This is a genomic window from Pseudomonas sp. 203-8, from assembly GCF_020708595.1.
In the GTDB taxonomy this organism is placed as follows: Bacteria; Pseudomonadota; Gammaproteobacteria; order Pseudomonadales; family Pseudomonadaceae; genus Pseudomonas; species Pseudomonas aeruginosa.
In genome coordinates this window covers 86675-102818 of the sequence record NZ_JAJFDF010000013.1, presented here as the reverse complement: position 1 = coordinate 102818, position 16144 = coordinate 86675, and the positions used below count along the sequence as shown (strand labels likewise).

Sequence of the window (16144 nt, the reverse complement as noted above, 5' to 3'; positions counted from 1 at the left end):
AGCGAGGCGGTGGCACACTGCGCAATGGCCGACCTTGCCCGGGCCCTGTACGAAAGCGCGTCGCCAACGTCTTTTCGTAGAGCGCCCGGCATCGCCGCGAGCGAACCCGTTTCCGGTGCCGGCCCCAGGCGGGCACCGCTATGCCTAATCGGCCCCGTTCGACGGCGGCCCAGCGAGAGAAGAGGAACAACTGTGCATAAAGCCGTCATCAGCGGAACCGGTCTTTATACTCCGCCCTACAGCATCTCCAACGATGAGCTGGTGGAGAGCTTCAATACCTTCGTGCGCCAGTATAACGACCAGCACGCCGAGGCCATCGCCAAGGGCGAACTGGAGGCGCTGGCCGAGTCCAGCTCGGCGTTCATCGAGAAGGCGTCCGGCATCAAGAGCCGCTTCGTGATGAACAAGGAAGGCATCCTCGACCCGCAGCGCATGGTTCCGTACCTTCCCGAGCGCAGCAACGACGAGTGGTCGATCCTCTGCGAGATGGCCGTGGCCGCCGCCAGGGAGGCGCTGCAGCGTGCCGGCCGCAGCGCCGCCGACATCGACGGGGTGATCGTCGCCTGCTCCAACCTGCAGCGCGCCTACCCGGCGATCGCGGTGGAGGTGCAGGCCGCGCTGGGCATCCAGGGCTACGGCTACGACATGAACGTGGCCTGCTCCTCGGCCACCTTCGGTATCCAGGCCGCCACCACCGCGATCCAGACCGGCCAGGCGCGGGCGATCCTGATGGTCAACCCGGAGATCTGCACCGGCCACCTGAACTTCCGCGACCGCGACAGCCACTTCATCTTCGGCGACGCCTGCACCGCGGTGATCGTCGAGCGCGCCGACCTGGCCGTGTCGAAGCACCAGTTCGACATCGTCAGCACCAGGCTGCTGACCCAGTTCTCCAACAACATCCGCAACAACTTCGGCTTCCTCAACCGCGCCGACGAGAGCGGTATCGGCAAGCGCGACAAGCTGTTCGTCCAGGAAGGCCGCAAGGTGTTCAAGGATGTCTGCCCGATGGTCGCCGAGCTGATCGGCGAGCACCTGGCGGCCAATGAAATCCAGGTCGCCGAGGTCAAGCGCTTCTGGCTGCACCAGGCCAACCTGAACATGAACCTGCTGATCACCCGCAAGCTGCTCGGCCGCGACGCCGAGGCGCACGAGGCGCCGGTGATCCTCGACAGCTACGCGAATACCAGTTCCGCCGGCTCGGTGATCGCCCTGCACAAGCACCAAGACGACCTGCCCAGCGGCGCCATCGGGGTGCTCAGCTCGTTCGGCGCCGGTTACTCGATCGGTAGCGTGATCCTGCGTAAACACTGATCGTGGCGGCGCCTACCGACGCCGAGCTGCTGCCGCGCCTGCTGGCCGGCGAGCAGCGAGCCTTCCGCGAGCTGGTTGGCGCCTACCAGGGCGCCATGCGGGCCGTGGCCTGGGCGATCATCGGCAGATCGCATACCGAGGAAGTGGTGCAGGACGCCTGGCTCGCGGCGGTTCGCGGGCTGGACGGGTTCCAGGGGCGTTCGAGCCTGAAGACCTGGCTGCTGACCATTACCGCCAATACCGCCAAGAGCCGCTTGCGCCAGGTTCGCCGGGAAGTTTTCCTCGACGACCTGCCGGGGCCCCATGGTACGGTGGATGACCAGCGCTTTGCCGCCGACGGTCACTGGAGCCAGCCGCCGCACGCCTGGCACGAGGATTCGCCGGAAGCCCTGCTCGCCGAGGGCGAACTGCGCGATTGCCTGGACAAGACCCTCAACGGTCTGTCCGAGCTGCAGCGCAGCGTGCTGACCCTGCGCGAACGCCAGGGCTTGGAGCTGGAGGAAATCCGTGATCTCCTGGATATCACGCTTTCCAATGTCCGGGTGCTGCTGCATCGCGCCCGCCTGAAGGTCTTCGCCACCCTGGAGCATTTCGAGGAGACCGGCCAATGCTGAGTTGCAAGGAACTGGTCGCCCGGTCCAGCGACTTTCTCGATGGGCAACTGGACTTCCGCGGACAACTGGCGGTGCGCAGCCACCTGCTCATGTGCCGGCATTGCCGGCGCTTCATCCGCCAGATGCGCCTGACCCAGGCGACCGTGCGCCATCTGCCGGAAGGGCCGGGGCCGGAACTCGACCGTCTGGCCGCGCATCTCTCCGAATTGCGCAAGGACGCCGCGCGGCGCTGAGCCGGGGTACCCTCGACACCAAGCCGCCGCCCGCGATTCGTGGGCGGCGGCTTTTTCGTTTCCGCTATCCGGCGTGGGCGAACCGGACCCGGCCTGGCGTGGGCGGCTCTCTCTTCCGCGTGACGAGGTCGAGGAGTGTGGCTGGGCTTGGCGGATATCGCTGCGCGATATGCGCCCTACGGAGGGGCGGCAATCCGTTTCGCTGGGCGAGCATCCGAAGTCGCGGAGAACGCCTGGGACCTGGCGAATATCGCCGACCGATATTTCTCCAGCAGGGGCAATCCCTGAGTTCAGGCAAAGGGACGGGAAATTTTTTTCGACTCCGCTGTAACGCCGCCGGGGGTGCTCCGTCCATTGGAGCGAGGACGCCATACCGGCGCCCGCTACCAACTTCAGGAGTTACCCATGAAAAAGATTTCCCTCGCTTCCTCCGTCGTCGGCGCTGCTCTGCTCGGCGTAGCCAGTGTCGGCGCGCATGCCGCGCAGAATCCCTTCGCCGTGCAGGAGCTGAGCAGCGGCTACAGCGTGGCTGCCGCCGAGAAGGCCAAGGAAGGTTCCTGCGGCGAGGCCAAGTGCGGTGCCGACAAGGGCAAGCGCGAAGCCTCCAAGGCAGGTCATGAAGGCAGCTGCGGTGCGGATCGCAAGGCCAAGGAAGGTTCCTGCGGTGGCGAGAAGAAGGCCGGCGAAGGCAACTGCGGCGCCGACAAGAAGAAGTCGTAAGGCCTGAGGAGACGGACCATGCAACGGGAATTCGTCAGCGGCGCCGGGCTAGGCCTGCGTCGCGCGCTGCTGGAGCCGCTCGGCGCCGGCGATGGGGTCCGGGTCGACTTCCTCGAGGTCGCTCCGGAGAACTGGATCGGCATCGGCGGCCGTCTCGGCCGCCAGTTCCGCGAGCTGACCGAGCGCCTGCCGTTCCTCTGCCATGGTCTGTCTCTCAACCTCGGTGGCTACGCCCCGCTGGACATGTCGTTGCTGCGCGCGATCAAGGGTTTCATCGAGCAGCATGACATCCGTGCCTACAGCGAGCACCTGTCGGCCTGCGCCGACGACGGCCAGCTCTACGACCTGATGCCGCTACCGTTCAGCGACGAATCGGTGCGCCGGGTCGCCGAACGGGTCCGGGTGGTACAGGACGTCCTCGAGCGGCCGTTGATCGTCGAGAACGTCTCGGCGTATGCGCGCTTGCCGGGCGAGCTGGAAGAGGTCGATTTCGTCCGCGCGGTACTGGAGGAAGCCGATTGCCAATTGCTGCTGGACGTCAACAACGTCTACGTCAACGCCTGCAACTTCGGTTTCGACGCACACGCCTACATCGCCGCGATGCCCAGCCGGAGGATCGCCTACCTGCACATGGCCGGGCACGACGAACAGGGCGCCAGCCTGAAGATCGACACCCATGGCGCGCCGGTCTGCGATCCGGTCTGGGAACTGCTGGCACATGCCTATGCCTGCCATGGCGAACGCCCGACGCTGCTGGAGCGCGATTTCAACCTCCCGCCACTGAGCGAGCTGTATGCCGAAACCGATCGCATCCGCGAGCTGCAGCGGCGCAGCGGTGAAGCGCAACTGCGCAGCCTGGGGTACGGCACATGAACCACACGACCTTGCAACGGCGTTTCGCCGCACGTATCCGCGATCCGCAGCAGGCCTTGCCGCCCGGCATCGCGACGGAGCGCATGGCGATCTACGAGGAACTGTTCTTCAACAACCTGGACGGTTTCATCAGCAGCGGTTTCCCGGTCCTGCGCCAGTTGTTCGACGAGCCGCGCTGGCATCGCCTGGTGCGTGCCTTCATGCGCGAGCATCGCTGCCGCACACCGTACTTCAGCCAATTGGGCGAGGAGTTCATCGGCTGGCTGCAGGACGGCTACCGCGCGGAGGAGGGCGATCCGCCCTTCCTGCTGGAGCTGGCTCACTACGAGTGGGTCGAGCTGGCCCTGTCGCTGGCCGAGGCGCCTGTCGAGACGCTGCCGCAGGCCTGGTCGTGGTCGCCACTGGCCTGGCCGCTGGCCTATCGCTGGCCGGTCCATCGCCTGGGGCCGAGCCATCGGCCGATGGAGCCGCCGGCCGAGCCGACCTGCCTGCTGGTCTGGCGCGATCCGGCGGAGCGGGTGCGCTTCCTGCACCTGTCGCCATTCGCCTATCGCCTCGCGCAGCGCCTGAGCGAGGAGGGCGAGGCGCCGGTGGCGCTGCTGCCGTTGTTGCGCGAGTTGGCCGGAAGCTGCGGCCTGAGCGCCGACGTGGAGTATTTCGAAAATGCCTTCGCCTTGCTGGAGGACTGGCACGCCCAGGGCATCCTCATGGGCGAGGGCGCTCTGGAGTGATGATGAAGACTGTCTTCCTGCGTTTACAGCATGCCCTCGACGTCACCCGTCGAGCGGATTTCCTCGCCCCGCTGGCGCTGCGCCTGTACCTGGCGCCGGTGTTCTGGATGGCCGGCAGCCAGAAGCTGGCGGACATGCCGGCCACCATCGAGTGGTTCGGCAATCCCGACTGGGGACTCGGCCTGCCGTTTCCCGAACTGCTGGCCTGGCTCGCCGCGCTGAGCGAGGCCGGTGGCGCCGTGCTGCTGTTGTGCGGCCTGGCCGTGCGCTGGATCAGCCTGCCGCTGATGGTGACCATGCTGGTAGCGATCTTCGCCGTGCACTGGCCGAACGGCTGGCAGGCGATCGCCGATCCGTCCGCGCCGTTCGCCAACGCCCAGGTGCTGGAGGCTGGCGAGAAGCTGGCGCGAGCCCGGGAAATCCTGCGCGAATACGGCAACTACGACTGGCTGACGTCGAGCGGAAGCTTCGCCATCGTCAACAACGGCATCGAGTTCGCCGCGACCTACCTGGTGATGTTGCTCGCGCTGTTCTTCGGCGGCGCCGGCAAGTGGCTTTCTGCTGACTTCTGGATTGCTCAAAAATTGCGCTGAGATTTCTACCCATATCGAATAACCCGAAAGGCCCGTAGTAGAGGGCTTTTCGCGTTATTCGCATTGGAGATAAAAAGTTCCTCTGTAATGAAACATTTATCTCCATGCAATTTGGCTGCAATCTGCCATCGCCAAGATTCCCCCCAACACAAAGGGGCCGCCTTACGGCCAGCGCGGAACAAGGGGCGCGCTGTAGCCAGGCACTCGCGTGTTGCCAATGCACACACCATTAAGGGGAAATCTTCGATGATCCGTAAGCACTCGCTCGGCTTCGTTGCCAGCGCTCTGGCTCTGGCCGTATCTGCCCAGGCGTTCGCCGGCACCGTGACCACCGACGGCGCCGATATCGTGATCAAGACCAAGGGTGGCCTCGAAGTCGCCACCACCGACAAGGAATTCAGCTTCAAGCTGGGCGGTCGCCTGCAGGCCGACTACAGCCGTTTCGACGGTTTCTATACCAAGAATGGCAACACCGCCGACGCCGCCTACTTCCGCCGCGCCTTCATCGAACTCGGCGGCACCGCGTACAAGGACTGGAAATACCAGATCAACTTCGACCTGTCGCACAACACCGGCAGCTCCGACAACGGCTATTTCGACGAAGCTTCGGTCACCTACACCGGCTTCAACCCGGTCAACCTGAAGTTCGGTCGCTTCGACCCCGACTTCGGCCTGGAAAAGGCCACCAGCTCCAAGTGGGTGACCGCTCCCGAGCGTAACGCCGCCTACGAACTGGCCGACTGGATCAACACCCACCAGGACGGCATGGGCGCCCAGGTCAACTCGACCCTCGCCGACATGGCCTACCTGTCCGCCGGCGTATCCGCCAAGGACGCCGACGACAGCGACGGCGACAGCGTCAAGCAGTTCAACTTCCGCGGCGTGTTCGCGCCGATGCACGAAGCCGGCAATGTTCTGCATGTCGGCGTGAACTATGCCTACCGCGACCTCGACGACACCGCCTTCGACTCGCGCATCCGTCCGCGCCTGGGCATGCGCGGCATCGCCACCAGCGGCGGCAACGACGCCGGTGACAACGGCAACCGCGCGACCTTCGGCGGTGTCTCCAACTCGCCGGCCGGTTCCTACAAGGACGATAGCGTCTGGGGCCTGGAAGGCGCCTGGGCAATGGGCCCGTTCTCGGCCCAGGCCGAATACCTGGCACGCAAGCTGAAGGCCGATGACAACGCCTACAAGGACATCAAGGCCAAGGGTTACTACGCGCAACTGGCCTACACCCTGACCGGCGAGTCCCGCCAGTACAAGCTGGAAGGTGCCAAGTTCGACTCCGTCAAGCCGGAAAACAAGGAAATCGGCGCCTGGGAAGTGTTCTACCGCTACGACAACATCAAGGTGGAAGACGACAACGTGGTCGCCGATACCGCCACTCGCGAAGTCGGCGACACCAAGGCCAAGGCCCACAACCTGGGCGTGAACTGGTACGTCAATGATGCGGTGAAGATCAGCGCGGCCTACGTCAAGGCGAAGACCGACAAGATCACCAACAACAATGGCGACGATGACGGCGACGGCTTCGTGACCCGTTTGCAGTACGTGTTCTAAGAAGCGACAACGATCTGCTCCTGTTTTCGGCCTCGCTCCGGCGAGGTCTTTTTAATCGCTTCCTTACCCGGTTGTGGCGATGTTGGCAGCCTGCAACCGGGTCTTTCTTTCGCTACAGGTCTACCCGCAGGTACTGGCAGGAATATCCGAAAGCCAGACGGTTATCGGCAGAAACTCTTGGTTTTCATTGCAGTCATGCAATCTTCGCAAGGTTGCCGCAATATATGAAACAAACTGTTACATCTGTCGCCCGGACCTGATGCCTCTAGGCCTGCGCCCTTATCCGACGGCCTCATCCAGGCGCTATCCGGCTGCCTGTCACAAAAGCTTTCGCGCTTTGCAGTCTCGCTGTCACAACCCATCCAGATGATCCCCCTCCAGCAGCGCCGGCCGGCGATAGAACCGGCCGTTTCCGCGCTGCTCAAGACCATTCGAAATCCGAACAGGGGACTTACCTGATGATTCGCAGACACTCGTGCAAAGGGGTGGGGAGCAGTGTTGCCTGGAGTTTGCTGGGCCTGGCGATTTCCGCGCAGAGCCTGGCCGGGACCGTGACCACCGACGGTGCCGACATCGTGATCAAGACCAAGGGCGGCCTCGAAGTCGCCACCACCGACAAGGAATTCAGCTTCAAGCTCGGCGGCCGCCTGCAGGCCGACTACGGCCGCTTCGACGGCTACTACACGAACAACGGCAATACCGCCGATGCCGCCTACTTCCGCCGCGCCTACCTGGAGTTCGGCGGCACCGCCTACCGGGACTGGAAGTACCAGATCAACTACGACCTGTCGCGCAACGTCGGCAACGACAGCGCCGGCTACTTTGACGAAGCTTCGGTCACCTATACCGGCTTCAACCCGGTCAACCTGAAGTTCGGCCGCTTCTACACCGACTTCGGCCTGGAAAAGGCCACCAGCTCCAAATGGGTCACCGCGCTGGAGCGCAACCTCACCTACGACATCGCCGACTGGGTCAACGACAACGTCGGTACCGGTATCCAAGCCAGCTCGGTGGTGGGCGGCATGGCTTTCCTCTCGGGCAGCGTGTTCAGCGAGAACAACAACGATACCGACGGCGACAGCGTCAAGCGCTACAACCTGCGCGGCGTGTTCGCGCCGCTGCACGAGCCGGGCAACGTGGTGCACCTGGGCCTGCAATACGCCTATCGCGACCTGGAGGACAGCGCGGTGGATACCCGGATCCGCCCGCGCATGGGCATGCGCGGCGTCTCCACCAATGGCGGCAACGATGCCGGCAGCAATGGCAACCGCGGTCTGTTCGGCGGCAGTTCGGCAGTCGAGGGGCTGTGGAAGGACGACTCGGTCTGGGGCCTGGAAGGCGCCTGGGCGCTGGGTGCCTTCTCGGCCCAGGCCGAGTACCTGCGGCGCACGGTCAAGGCCGAGCGCGACCGCGAGGATCTCAAGGCCTCCGGCTATTACGCGCAACTGGCCTACACCCTCACCGGCGAGCCGCGCCTCTACAAGCTGGACGGCGCCAAGTTCGACACCATCAAGCCGGAGAACAAGGAAATCGGCGCCTGGGAGCTGTTCTACCGCTACGACTCGATCAAGGTCGAGGATGACAACATCGTCGTCGACAGCGCCACCCGCGAGGTCGGCGACGCCAAGGGCAAGACCCATACCCTGGGCGTCAACTGGTACGCCAACGAGGCGGTGAAGGTTTCCGCCAACTACGTCAAGGCGAAGACCGACAAGATCAGCAATGCCAACGGCGACGATGGCGGCGATGGCCTGGTGATGCGCCTGCAGTACGTGTTCTGAGGCGCTCGGGCCCCGTCCGGCGGGCGGGGCTCGTTTCCGCAGGATGTTACCCGCGTCATGAAATTGCCTGGTGGATGTCCGGGCGGGCCGCCCAGCTTGACCCAGGGCACAGATCGCATGGCGGCATCTGGCTATGCTGGTCCCTCGGAAACGCTCTGGGAGGGACTGATGATCGGCTGGGGACGTGCCTGTATTGGCGTCGGGGGGCTGCTGTTGCTGGGCCAGTTGCTGGGGGGCGCCCTGCTGCTCGCGGACGACGGCGAAGCGACGCTGGCGGTCGAACACTTCTGGCAATTCGTCTTCCTGATCCCGGCGATCCTGGTGGCACTGGGAATGTTCGTCCTGCAGCATCACGTGGGTTCCTTCGCCCAGTTGTACCGCCGGCGTCTCGATGGCGCCTCCTACCTGCTGGTTTCCTGCGGCATCGCCCTGGTCCTGGGCAAGCTCTGCGTCCTGCTGCTCGCCTGAGCCCCTCGCGCGGCCCGGCATGTCCGGGTTTGCCCGAGGCATTCAGCTTCCTGATTTAGCCGGAGGGCGCTGAAACCCTTGGTTACACTGGCCTTCATCACACGAACAGGAAGGCAGGACCCCCTATGCAAAACCGCATGATGATCACCGGTGCCGGCTCCGGGCTGGGGCGCGAAATCGCCCTGCGCTGGGCGCGTGACGGCTGGCGCCTGGCGCTGGCCGACGTCAACGAGGCCGGCCTGGCGGAAAGCCTGAAACTGGTGCGCGAGGCGGGTGGCAATGGCTTCACCCAGCGTTGCGACGTACGCGACTACAGTCAACTGACCGCGCTGGCGCAGAGCTGCGAGGAGAAGTTCGGCGGCATCGACGTCATCGTCAACAACGCCGGGGTGGCCTCCGGCGGCTTCTTCGGCGAGTTGTCCCTGGAGGACTGGGACTGGCAGATCTCGATCAACCTGATGGGCGTGGTCAAGGGCTGCAAGGCCTTCCTGCCGTTGCTGGAGCGAAGCAAGGGCAAGATCGTCAACATCGCCTCGATGGCGGCGTTGATGCAGGGCCCGGCGATGAGCAACTACAACGTGGCCAAGGCCGGGGTGGTGGCGCTTTCGGAAAGCCTGCTGGTAGAGCTGGCGCTGGTCGAGGTCGGCGTCCATGTGGTCTGTCCTTCGTTCTTCCAGACCAACCTGCTGGACTCTTTCCGCGGCCCGAGCCCCGAGATGAAGCACCAGGTCGGCAAGTTGCTGGAGAGTTCGCCGATCAGCGCCGCCGACATCGCCGACTACATCCACGCCGAAGTGGCCAAGGGCAGTTTCCTGATCCTGCCCCACGAGCAGGCGCGGATGGCCTGGAGGATCAAGCAGCAGAATCCCCAGGCGATCTATGACGAGATGACCGCGATGGCCGGCAAGATGCAGGCCAAGCGTCAGCGCCAGGCCTGAGTGGAAATGGCTGCAGGCCAGCAGGGGCGCGGCTTTGCACCATTGCGGTGCGGCGCAGATAGTGCTTGCCCAAGGCGGTGCGATCGAGTAGCTTGAGTCACCGGCCTGCCTGCCGAAGTACGTTGGACCCCACAAGAAGCCTCGCTCATTTGCGAGGCTTTTTGCTTTTCCGCCCTCGCGCCCTGTGCTAGAAGGCTGCCTCTGCGAGTCCGTTCTGTTCTGGAGTACCCCTGTGGAGTCTGAATCCATCGTCTATGGCTGCATCCGCGACTGGCCGGGCGATTCGATGGAGCGGCGCATGCGTCGTGCCGCCAACCGCCGCGTGCTGGACAGCCTGCCGGGCGGCGAGGCCTGGCCGTTCCTCGGACGCGAGATGTTCAGCCGCTGCGAGCAGTCCGGGGCCGGGCTCTACCAGACCCAGATCATCCACTTCGGTGCCAGCTACCAGGCCATCGAATACGAGTGGAGCCTGTGGGTCGAGCAGTTCGAGGCGTTGCTCAGGCGCCTCTACTGGGCCAGCGCGGTGGTCCACCTGGAGACCGAAGTGAACGGCAGCCATACCTTTCGCTGGGAGTCCGAGCGTGGCTTCCATACCCCCCAGGAGAGCGACCTGCAGGTCCGCTGCGCCTGGGAGCGGGAGGGCGGGCGGCGGTGATCAACTACCTCTGGTTCGTCCTCGCGGCGTTCTGCGAGATCGCCGGCTGCTACGCTTTCTATCTCTGGCTGCGGCTGGGCAAGAGCGCCCTCTGGGTGCTGCCCGGCCTGCTCAGCCTGACCCTGTTCGCCTTGCTGCTGACCCGCGTGGAGGCCAGCTACGCCGGCCGCGCCTATGCCGCCTATGGCGGCATCTACGTCGCCGCGTCGCTGTTCTGGCTGGCTTTCGTCGAGCGCTCGCGGCCGCTATGGAGCGACTGGCTGGGCGTGGCCTTGTGCGTGGTCGGTGCCAGCGTCGTGCTGTTCGGCCCGCGCCTGTCTCAGTGACTCAGGCGGGGTAGGTGGCGCGCCCGTCACGGGCGCCGGACCCCGCCGTCCCGGGCCACCGCACCCCGAACCGGCGGATCACTGCGAAGTGTTGCGCTGTACGTCACCTTTTTCCTGATCCAGTTCCTTGAGCATCTGCGCGTAGGCATCGCAATCGCTCGGCCGGTTCTGTTCCGAGCGGGCTTCCTGGCGCTGGCGCAACTGCTCGTTGAGTTCCCTGGCCCGTTGCGGGTTCTTCTGGGTGATCGAGGCGACCTTGGTGGCGACTTCCTTGCCCATCTTTTCCGCCTCCGCTTCGGAACAGGCGAAGACCGGCGTGGCGACCAGCAAGGCGCAGGCGCTGGCGAGGGCGAAAAGCGGTTTCATGGCGTACTCCTGTGGGGTGGTCCTGAGCGGTGGAGCCCGGTCGAGCCGACAAAGTTCAGCCGCAACGCCGGACGGCGACCGATTCGAACCCTCGCGGCGGGTTGCGGGTCGCACGCATAGAGAGGGTGCGAAGGACCCTCGTTGCTTATGCCGCAGGAGGTATGCCATGACTCACGATTGGGATCTGGTCGAACGGTTGCTGCTGGAGGTCCGGCAGTCCGCCCATGAGAACTTCGCCCCGCGCGCCCATGCCGAACGCCTGGCCGAGGAACGCTCCCAGGCCGGGCAGCGGGTCGGCGACATGGATGCGTTGAAGCAGAAGGCCGCCGACTACGAGGCGATCCTGCTGGAGGGCGGCTTCATCGAGCCGCGTCCGGAAGAGCAGGGCGGCAATGGCGAGAACTTCGTCCTCACGCCGCGCGGCGAGCGCCTGCTCGGCCTGATCGGCGGCGAGACGCCGAAGGCCGCCGAGGCTCGCCGGCTGCTCGAGGAGAACGGCAGCGAAGCGCTGCACGCCGAGCGCTTCGACCGTTTCGTCGCCGGGCTCTGAAACTGCGCCCGACGGGCGATCGGCGGGGCTTGTGAGTCGCCCGCGGCGCCACCATAGTGCGGAGCATGATGCCTATTTCATCCTCTTCCGCCCGCCGCGCCGAGCCGGCTCCGCGGCCCCTGGCGGAGTTCCATCCCGTCGTCCGCCAGTGGTTCGAACGCCACTTCGCCGCGCCCACGCCGGCGCAGGTGGAGGCCTGGCCGGCGATCCGCGAGGGGCTTTCGACCCTGGTCGCCGCGCCCACCGGTTCGGGCAAGACCCTGACCGCCTTCCTCGCCGCCATCGATGCCTTGGTGGTGGAGGGGCTGGCCGCCGGCGGCGAGTTGGCGGATGCCACCCAGGTGGTCTATGTCTCGCCGCTGAAAGCGCTGTCCAACGACATCCGCATCAACCTGGAGCAACCGCTGGCTGGCATCCGCGAGGAACTGGCGCGTCTCGGCCTGCCCGACGTCGATATCCGTAGCGCGGTGCGCACCGGCGATACGCCGCAGGTCGAACGCGGAGCGATGCGCAAGCGCCCGCCGCACATCCTGGTCACCACGCCCGAATCGCTGTACATCCTGCTCGGCTCGGAGTCGGGCCGGCAGATGCTTGCCGGGGTGCGCAGCGTGATCGTCGACGAGATCCATGCCCTGGCCGGCAGCAAGCGCGGCAGCCACCTGGCGCTGTCGCTGGAGCGCCTGCAGGCGCTGTGTCCGCGACCGCTGCTGCGGATCGGGCTGTCCGCCACGCAGAAACCGATCGAGAAGGTCGCGCGCTTCCTCGTCGGCGCCAGCGGCAATCCGCGCGATCCGGCCTGCCGGATCGTCGACATCGGCTATACGCGCCCCCGCGACCTGGGCATCGAGGTACCGCCGGTGGCGCTGGAAGCGGTGATGTCCAACGACACCTGGGAGCTGGTCTACGACCGCCTGGCGCACCTGGCCGGCGAGCACCGCACCACCCTGGTGTTCGTCAACACCCGGCGCATGGCCGAGCGGGTCACCCGCTTCCTCGCCGAACGCCTCGGCAGCCGCCAGGTGGCGGCCCACCACGGCAGCCTGGCCAAGGAGCTGCGCCTGGATGCCGAGCAACGCCTCAAGGCCGGGCAATTGAAGGTACTGGTGGCGACCGCCTCGCTGGAGCTGGGCATCGATATCGGCGACGTCGAGTTGGTCTGCCAGTTGTCGTCGCCGCGCTCCATCGCCGCCTTCCTGCAACGGGTCGGGCGTTCCGGGCACAGTGTCGGCGGCACCCCCAAGGGCCGGTTGTTCCCGACCTCCCGCGACGACCTGGTGGAATGCGCGGCGCTGCTCGACAGCGTGCGCCGTGGCGAGCTGGACAGCCTGGTGCTGCCACGCCAGCCGCTGGACGTGCTGGCGCAGCAGATCGTCGCCGAAGTGGCCTGCCAGGAGTGGCGCGAGGACGACCTCTATCGCCTGGTGATCCGCGCCGAACCCTACGCCGGGCTGGAGCGCGAGCGCTTCGACGAAGTCCTGCGGATGCTTGCCGAGGGCTACCACTCACGCCTCGGCGTGCGCGGCGCCTATCTCCATCGCGATGCGCTCAACGGCCTGCTCCGTGGCCGCCGTGGCGCGCGGCTGACCGCGCTGACCTCGGGCGGGACCATTCCCGATACCGGCGACTACAGCGTGCTGCTGGAGCCGCAGGGCCTGCTGGTGGGAACGGTCAACGAGGACTTCGCGGTGGAGAGCCTGGCCGGCGACGTGTTCCAACTGGGCAACACCTCGTACCGGATCATCCGCATCGAGCCGGGACGGGTACGGGTCGAGGACGCCCAGGGCCAGCCGCCGAACATTCCGTTCTGGCTGGGTGAGGCGCCGGGGCGCAGCGACGAGCTGTCGGCCAGCGTGGCGCGCCTGCGCGACACCCTCGACGAGCTGCTCGGCGAAGGCCAGGCATTGCCGGAAGGGCGGCGGCTGGAGCCAGCCATCGCCTGGCTCGGCGCCACCCTCGGGCTGGACGATGGCGCCGCGCGGCAGATCGTCGAGTACCTGGCCCGCGCCCGCCAGGCCCTGGGTGGCCTGCCCGGGAGCCGGCGGCTGGTGATGGAACGCTTCTTCGACGAATCCGGCGGCATGCAACTGATCATCCACAGTCCCCACGGCAGCCGCCTCAACCGCGCCTGGGGCCTGGCGCTGCGCAAGCGTTTCTGCCGCAGCTTCAACTTCGAGCTGCAGGCGGCGGCCACCGAGGACGCGATCATCCTCTCGCTGTCCACCAGCCACAGCTTTCCCCTCGACGAGGTCTGGCGCTACCTGCATTCGGCGAGCGCCGAGCACCTGTTGGTACAGGCCGTGCTCGACGCGCCGCTGTTCGGCGTGCGCTGGCGCTGGAACCTGACCACCTCGCTCGGTTTGCCGCGCTATGCCGGCGGTCGCAAGGTGCCGCCGCAACTGCTGCGGATGAAGAGCGAGGATCTGCTGGCCAGCGTGTTCCCCGACCAGGTGGCGTGCCTGGAGAATATCGTCGGCGAGCGCGAGGTGCCCGATCACCCGCTGGTGGCGCAGACCCTCGACGACTGCCTGCACGAGGCGATGGATTGCGAGGGCTGGCTGGCCCTGCTGCGCGACATGGAGAGCGGCGCGGTGGACTTGCTGGCGCGCGACCTGCCGGCGCCTTCGGCGTTGGCGGCGGAGATACTGACCGCGCGTCCCTACGCCTATCTCGACGATGCGCCGCTGGAGGAGCGGCGTACCCAGGCGGTACAGAATCGCCGCTGGAGCGATCCCGAGTCCGCCGACGACCTCGGCGCCCTGGACCTTGAGGCGATCGAGGCGGTGCGTGGCGAGGCCTGGCCGGAAGCGCGCAACGCCGACGAGATGCATGAGGCGCTGAACAGCCTGGGCTTCCTCACCTCGGGCGAGGCCGAGGCCAATCCGGGCTGGGGGGAATGGCTTGCGCAACTGTCGGAGCAACGCCGCGCCGGACGCCTGGACTGCGCAGGCAGCACTCTCTGGCTGGCGGCGGAGCGCCTGCCGGCGATGCGCCTGGTGCATCCCGCGGCGAAGGTGCCCGACGCTTTCCAGGCGCCTCGCGGCTATCCGCCGCCGGACTCGGCGGAAGCGGCGACCGTGGAGCTGACCCGCGCCCGCCTGGGTGGCTTCGGGCCACGCACGGCCGGGCAGTTGGCGGCCGACCTGGGCATCGGCCTGGCCGACCAGCAGTACGCCTTGGCCGCCCTGGAGCGCGAAGGCTATGTGCTGCGTGGCCGCTTCAGTCCTGGCGCGACGGAAGAGGAGTGGTGCGAACGCCATCTGCTGGCGCGCATCCATCGCTATACGGTGAAGCGCCTGCGCCGGGAAATCGAGCCGGTGGAGCGCGCCGATTTCATGCGTTTCCTGTTCGACTGGCAGCGCCTGGCGCCGGGCACCCGTGGCCGGGGTGCGGAGTCCCTGGCTACGGTGGTCGAGCAGCTGGAAGGCTTCCAGGCCGCGGCGGCCGCCTGGGAAAGCGAACTGCTGGCAGCGCGGGTGGCCGACTACGCCAGCCATTGGCTGGACCAGCTGTGCCGTTCCGGACGCATCGTCTGGGCGCGCCTGGCCGGACGCAGCAAGGCCGCCGGCGGTCCGCTGCGCAGCGCGCCGATCGTGCTCCTGCCGCGCCGCGAGCTGGGGCTCTGGAGCGTCCTGCAGCGCGACGCGCCGGAGCCGGAACTGTCGCCGCGCGCGGCCAGGGTACTGGAGGTGCTGCGCGAGCAGGGTGCATCGTTCTTCGACGAACTGAGCCAGGATGCCCACCTGCTGCGCAGCGAGCTGGAGAACGCCCTCGGCGAGCTGGTCTCGGTCGGCCGGGTCAACGCCGACAGCTTCGCCGGGCTGCGCACCCTGCTGATGCCGGCGGACAAGCGCAGCCGCCAGGAGCGCCGCTCGCGCGGCCTGCCGGGCGGCATGCAGGACGCCGGGCGCTGGGCGCCGCTGCGCCGGGCGAAGGCGGAAGAGGCGGGGCAGCGTTTGCCGGCGGAGGTTCTCGAACATGTCGCCCGGACCTTGCTGCGGCGCTATGGGGTGGTCGCCTGGCGCCTGCTGGAGCGCGAGGCCGACTGGCTGCCGCCGTGGCGCGAGTTGCTGCGCGTCTACCATCGCCTGGAAGCGCGCGGCGAGATTCGCGGCGGGCGCTTCATCGCCGGCCTGGCCGGCGAGCAGTTCGCCTTGGCGGAAGCGGTCGGCCTGTTGCGCGAGGTGCGCAAGCGACCGCCGGATGGGGCGATGCTGGTGGTGTCGGCAGTCGATCCGTTGAACCTGGTCGGCGGCCTGCTACCCGGCGAACGGGTGCCGGCGGTGACCGGCAACCGCCTGCTCTATCGAGACGGAGCGCCGCTGGCGGCGCTGGTAGCCGGCAAGGTGCGGATGCTCGCGGAAGTCGACGGCGAGACCGCGCAGCAGATCCGTGCGCTGCTGATCCGCCGTCACTGAGGCC

16 protein-coding genes are annotated in these 16144 nt (G+C 66.7%); 15 read left to right on the top strand and 1 reads right to left on the bottom strand.

Annotated elements, in window-relative coordinates:
- Positions 1–192: 192 nt before the first annotated feature.
- From LJF27_RS27080 to LJF27_RS27020, 13 genes are all read left to right on the top strand, one after another.
- On the top strand, positions 193–1314 hold the full coding sequence (locus LJF27_RS27080) for a beta-ketoacyl-ACP synthase III (protein ID WP_003104436.1): 1122 nt from the start codon (positions 193–195) through the stop codon (positions 1312–1314).
- Positions 1315–1316: 2 nt separating this feature from the next.
- Entirely contained in the window at positions 1317–1928 is a 612-nt protein-coding gene (locus tag LJF27_RS27075) for an RNA polymerase sigma factor (protein WP_003104434.1), read from the top strand.
- On the top strand, positions 1922–2161 hold the full coding sequence (locus LJF27_RS27070; protein WP_003104432.1) for an anti-sigma factor family protein: 240 nt from the start codon (positions 1922–1924) through the stop codon (positions 2159–2161). Before LJF27_RS27075 ends, LJF27_RS27070 begins: the two co-directional genes overlap by 7 nt.
- A 405-nt stretch (positions 2162–2566) precedes the next feature.
- Positions 2567–2881: a hypothetical protein gene (locus LJF27_RS27065; RefSeq protein ID WP_003091625.1), complete on the top strand. Its 315-nt coding sequence runs from the start codon at positions 2567–2569 to the stop codon at positions 2879–2881.
- An 18-nt stretch (positions 2882–2899) separates the two neighbouring features.
- The gene (locus tag LJF27_RS27060; protein WP_003114074.1) at positions 2900–3754 is read left to right on the top strand and encodes a DUF692 domain-containing protein; all 855 of its coding nucleotides are present in this window, start codon (positions 2900–2902) and stop codon (positions 3752–3754) included.
- Entirely contained in the window at positions 3751–4485 is a 735-nt protein-coding gene (locus LJF27_RS27055; protein WP_003114075.1) for a DNA-binding domain-containing protein, read from the top strand. Before LJF27_RS27060 ends, LJF27_RS27055 begins: the two co-directional genes overlap by 4 nt.
- A 2-nt stretch (positions 4486–4487) precedes the next feature.
- Positions 4488–5078 (top strand): DoxX family protein, encoded by a 591-nt coding sequence (locus LJF27_RS27050; protein ID WP_003114076.1) that lies wholly within the window; start codon positions 4488–4490, stop codon positions 5076–5078.
- A 246-nt stretch (positions 5079–5324) separates the two neighbouring features.
- Positions 5325–6641, top strand: a complete 1317-nt coding sequence (gene oprO / locus LJF27_RS27045) for an outer membrane porin OprO (protein WP_003104423.1) — start codon at positions 5325–5327, stop codon at positions 6639–6641.
- Positions 6642–7099: 458 nt separating this feature from the next.
- Positions 7100–8422, top strand: coding sequence for an outer membrane porin OprP (oprP, locus tag LJF27_RS27040; RefSeq protein WP_023117036.1), 1323 nt, complete (start codon positions 7100–7102; stop codon positions 8420–8422).
- Positions 8423–8590: 168 nt separating this feature from the next.
- Positions 8591–8890 (top strand): hypothetical protein, encoded by a 300-nt coding sequence (locus tag LJF27_RS27035; RefSeq protein WP_003091621.1) that lies wholly within the window; start codon positions 8591–8593, stop codon positions 8888–8890.
- A 125-nt stretch (positions 8891–9015) separates the two neighbouring features.
- Positions 9016–9828: an SDR family oxidoreductase gene (locus LJF27_RS27030; protein ID WP_023117035.1), complete on the top strand. Its 813-nt coding sequence runs from the start codon at positions 9016–9018 to the stop codon at positions 9826–9828.
- Positions 9829–10060: 232 nt separating this feature from the next.
- Complete coding sequence (locus tag LJF27_RS27025) at positions 10061–10483, top strand: hypothetical protein (protein ID WP_003091617.1); 423 nt, start codon at positions 10061–10063, stop codon at positions 10481–10483.
- Positions 10480–10809: a YnfA family protein gene (locus tag LJF27_RS27020; protein WP_003091616.1), complete on the top strand. Its 330-nt coding sequence runs from the start codon at positions 10480–10482 to the stop codon at positions 10807–10809. Before LJF27_RS27025 ends, LJF27_RS27020 begins: the two co-directional genes overlap by 4 nt.
- Positions 10810–10887: 78 nt before the next feature.
- Here LJF27_RS27020 and LJF27_RS27015 read toward each other — a convergent pair whose 3' ends face one another.
- A complete protein-coding gene (locus tag LJF27_RS27015) occupies positions 10888–11175 on the bottom strand; it encodes a hypothetical protein (RefSeq protein WP_003091615.1) in 288 nt (95 codons plus the stop codon).
- Between the two features lie 166 nt (positions 11176–11341).
- On the opposite strand from LJF27_RS27015, the gene LJF27_RS27010 reads away from it, so the two are divergent.
- Together LJF27_RS27010 and LJF27_RS27005 are read left to right on the top strand one after the other, a co-directional pair.
- On the top strand, positions 11342–11725 hold the full coding sequence (locus tag LJF27_RS27010; RefSeq protein ID WP_003091614.1) for a hypothetical protein: 384 nt from the start codon (positions 11342–11344) through the stop codon (positions 11723–11725).
- Between the two features lie 68 nt (positions 11726–11793).
- Entirely contained in the window at positions 11794–16140 is a 4347-nt protein-coding gene (locus LJF27_RS27005; RefSeq protein ID WP_023117034.1) for a DEAD/DEAH box helicase, read from the top strand.
- Positions 16141–16144 lie beyond the last annotated feature (4 nt).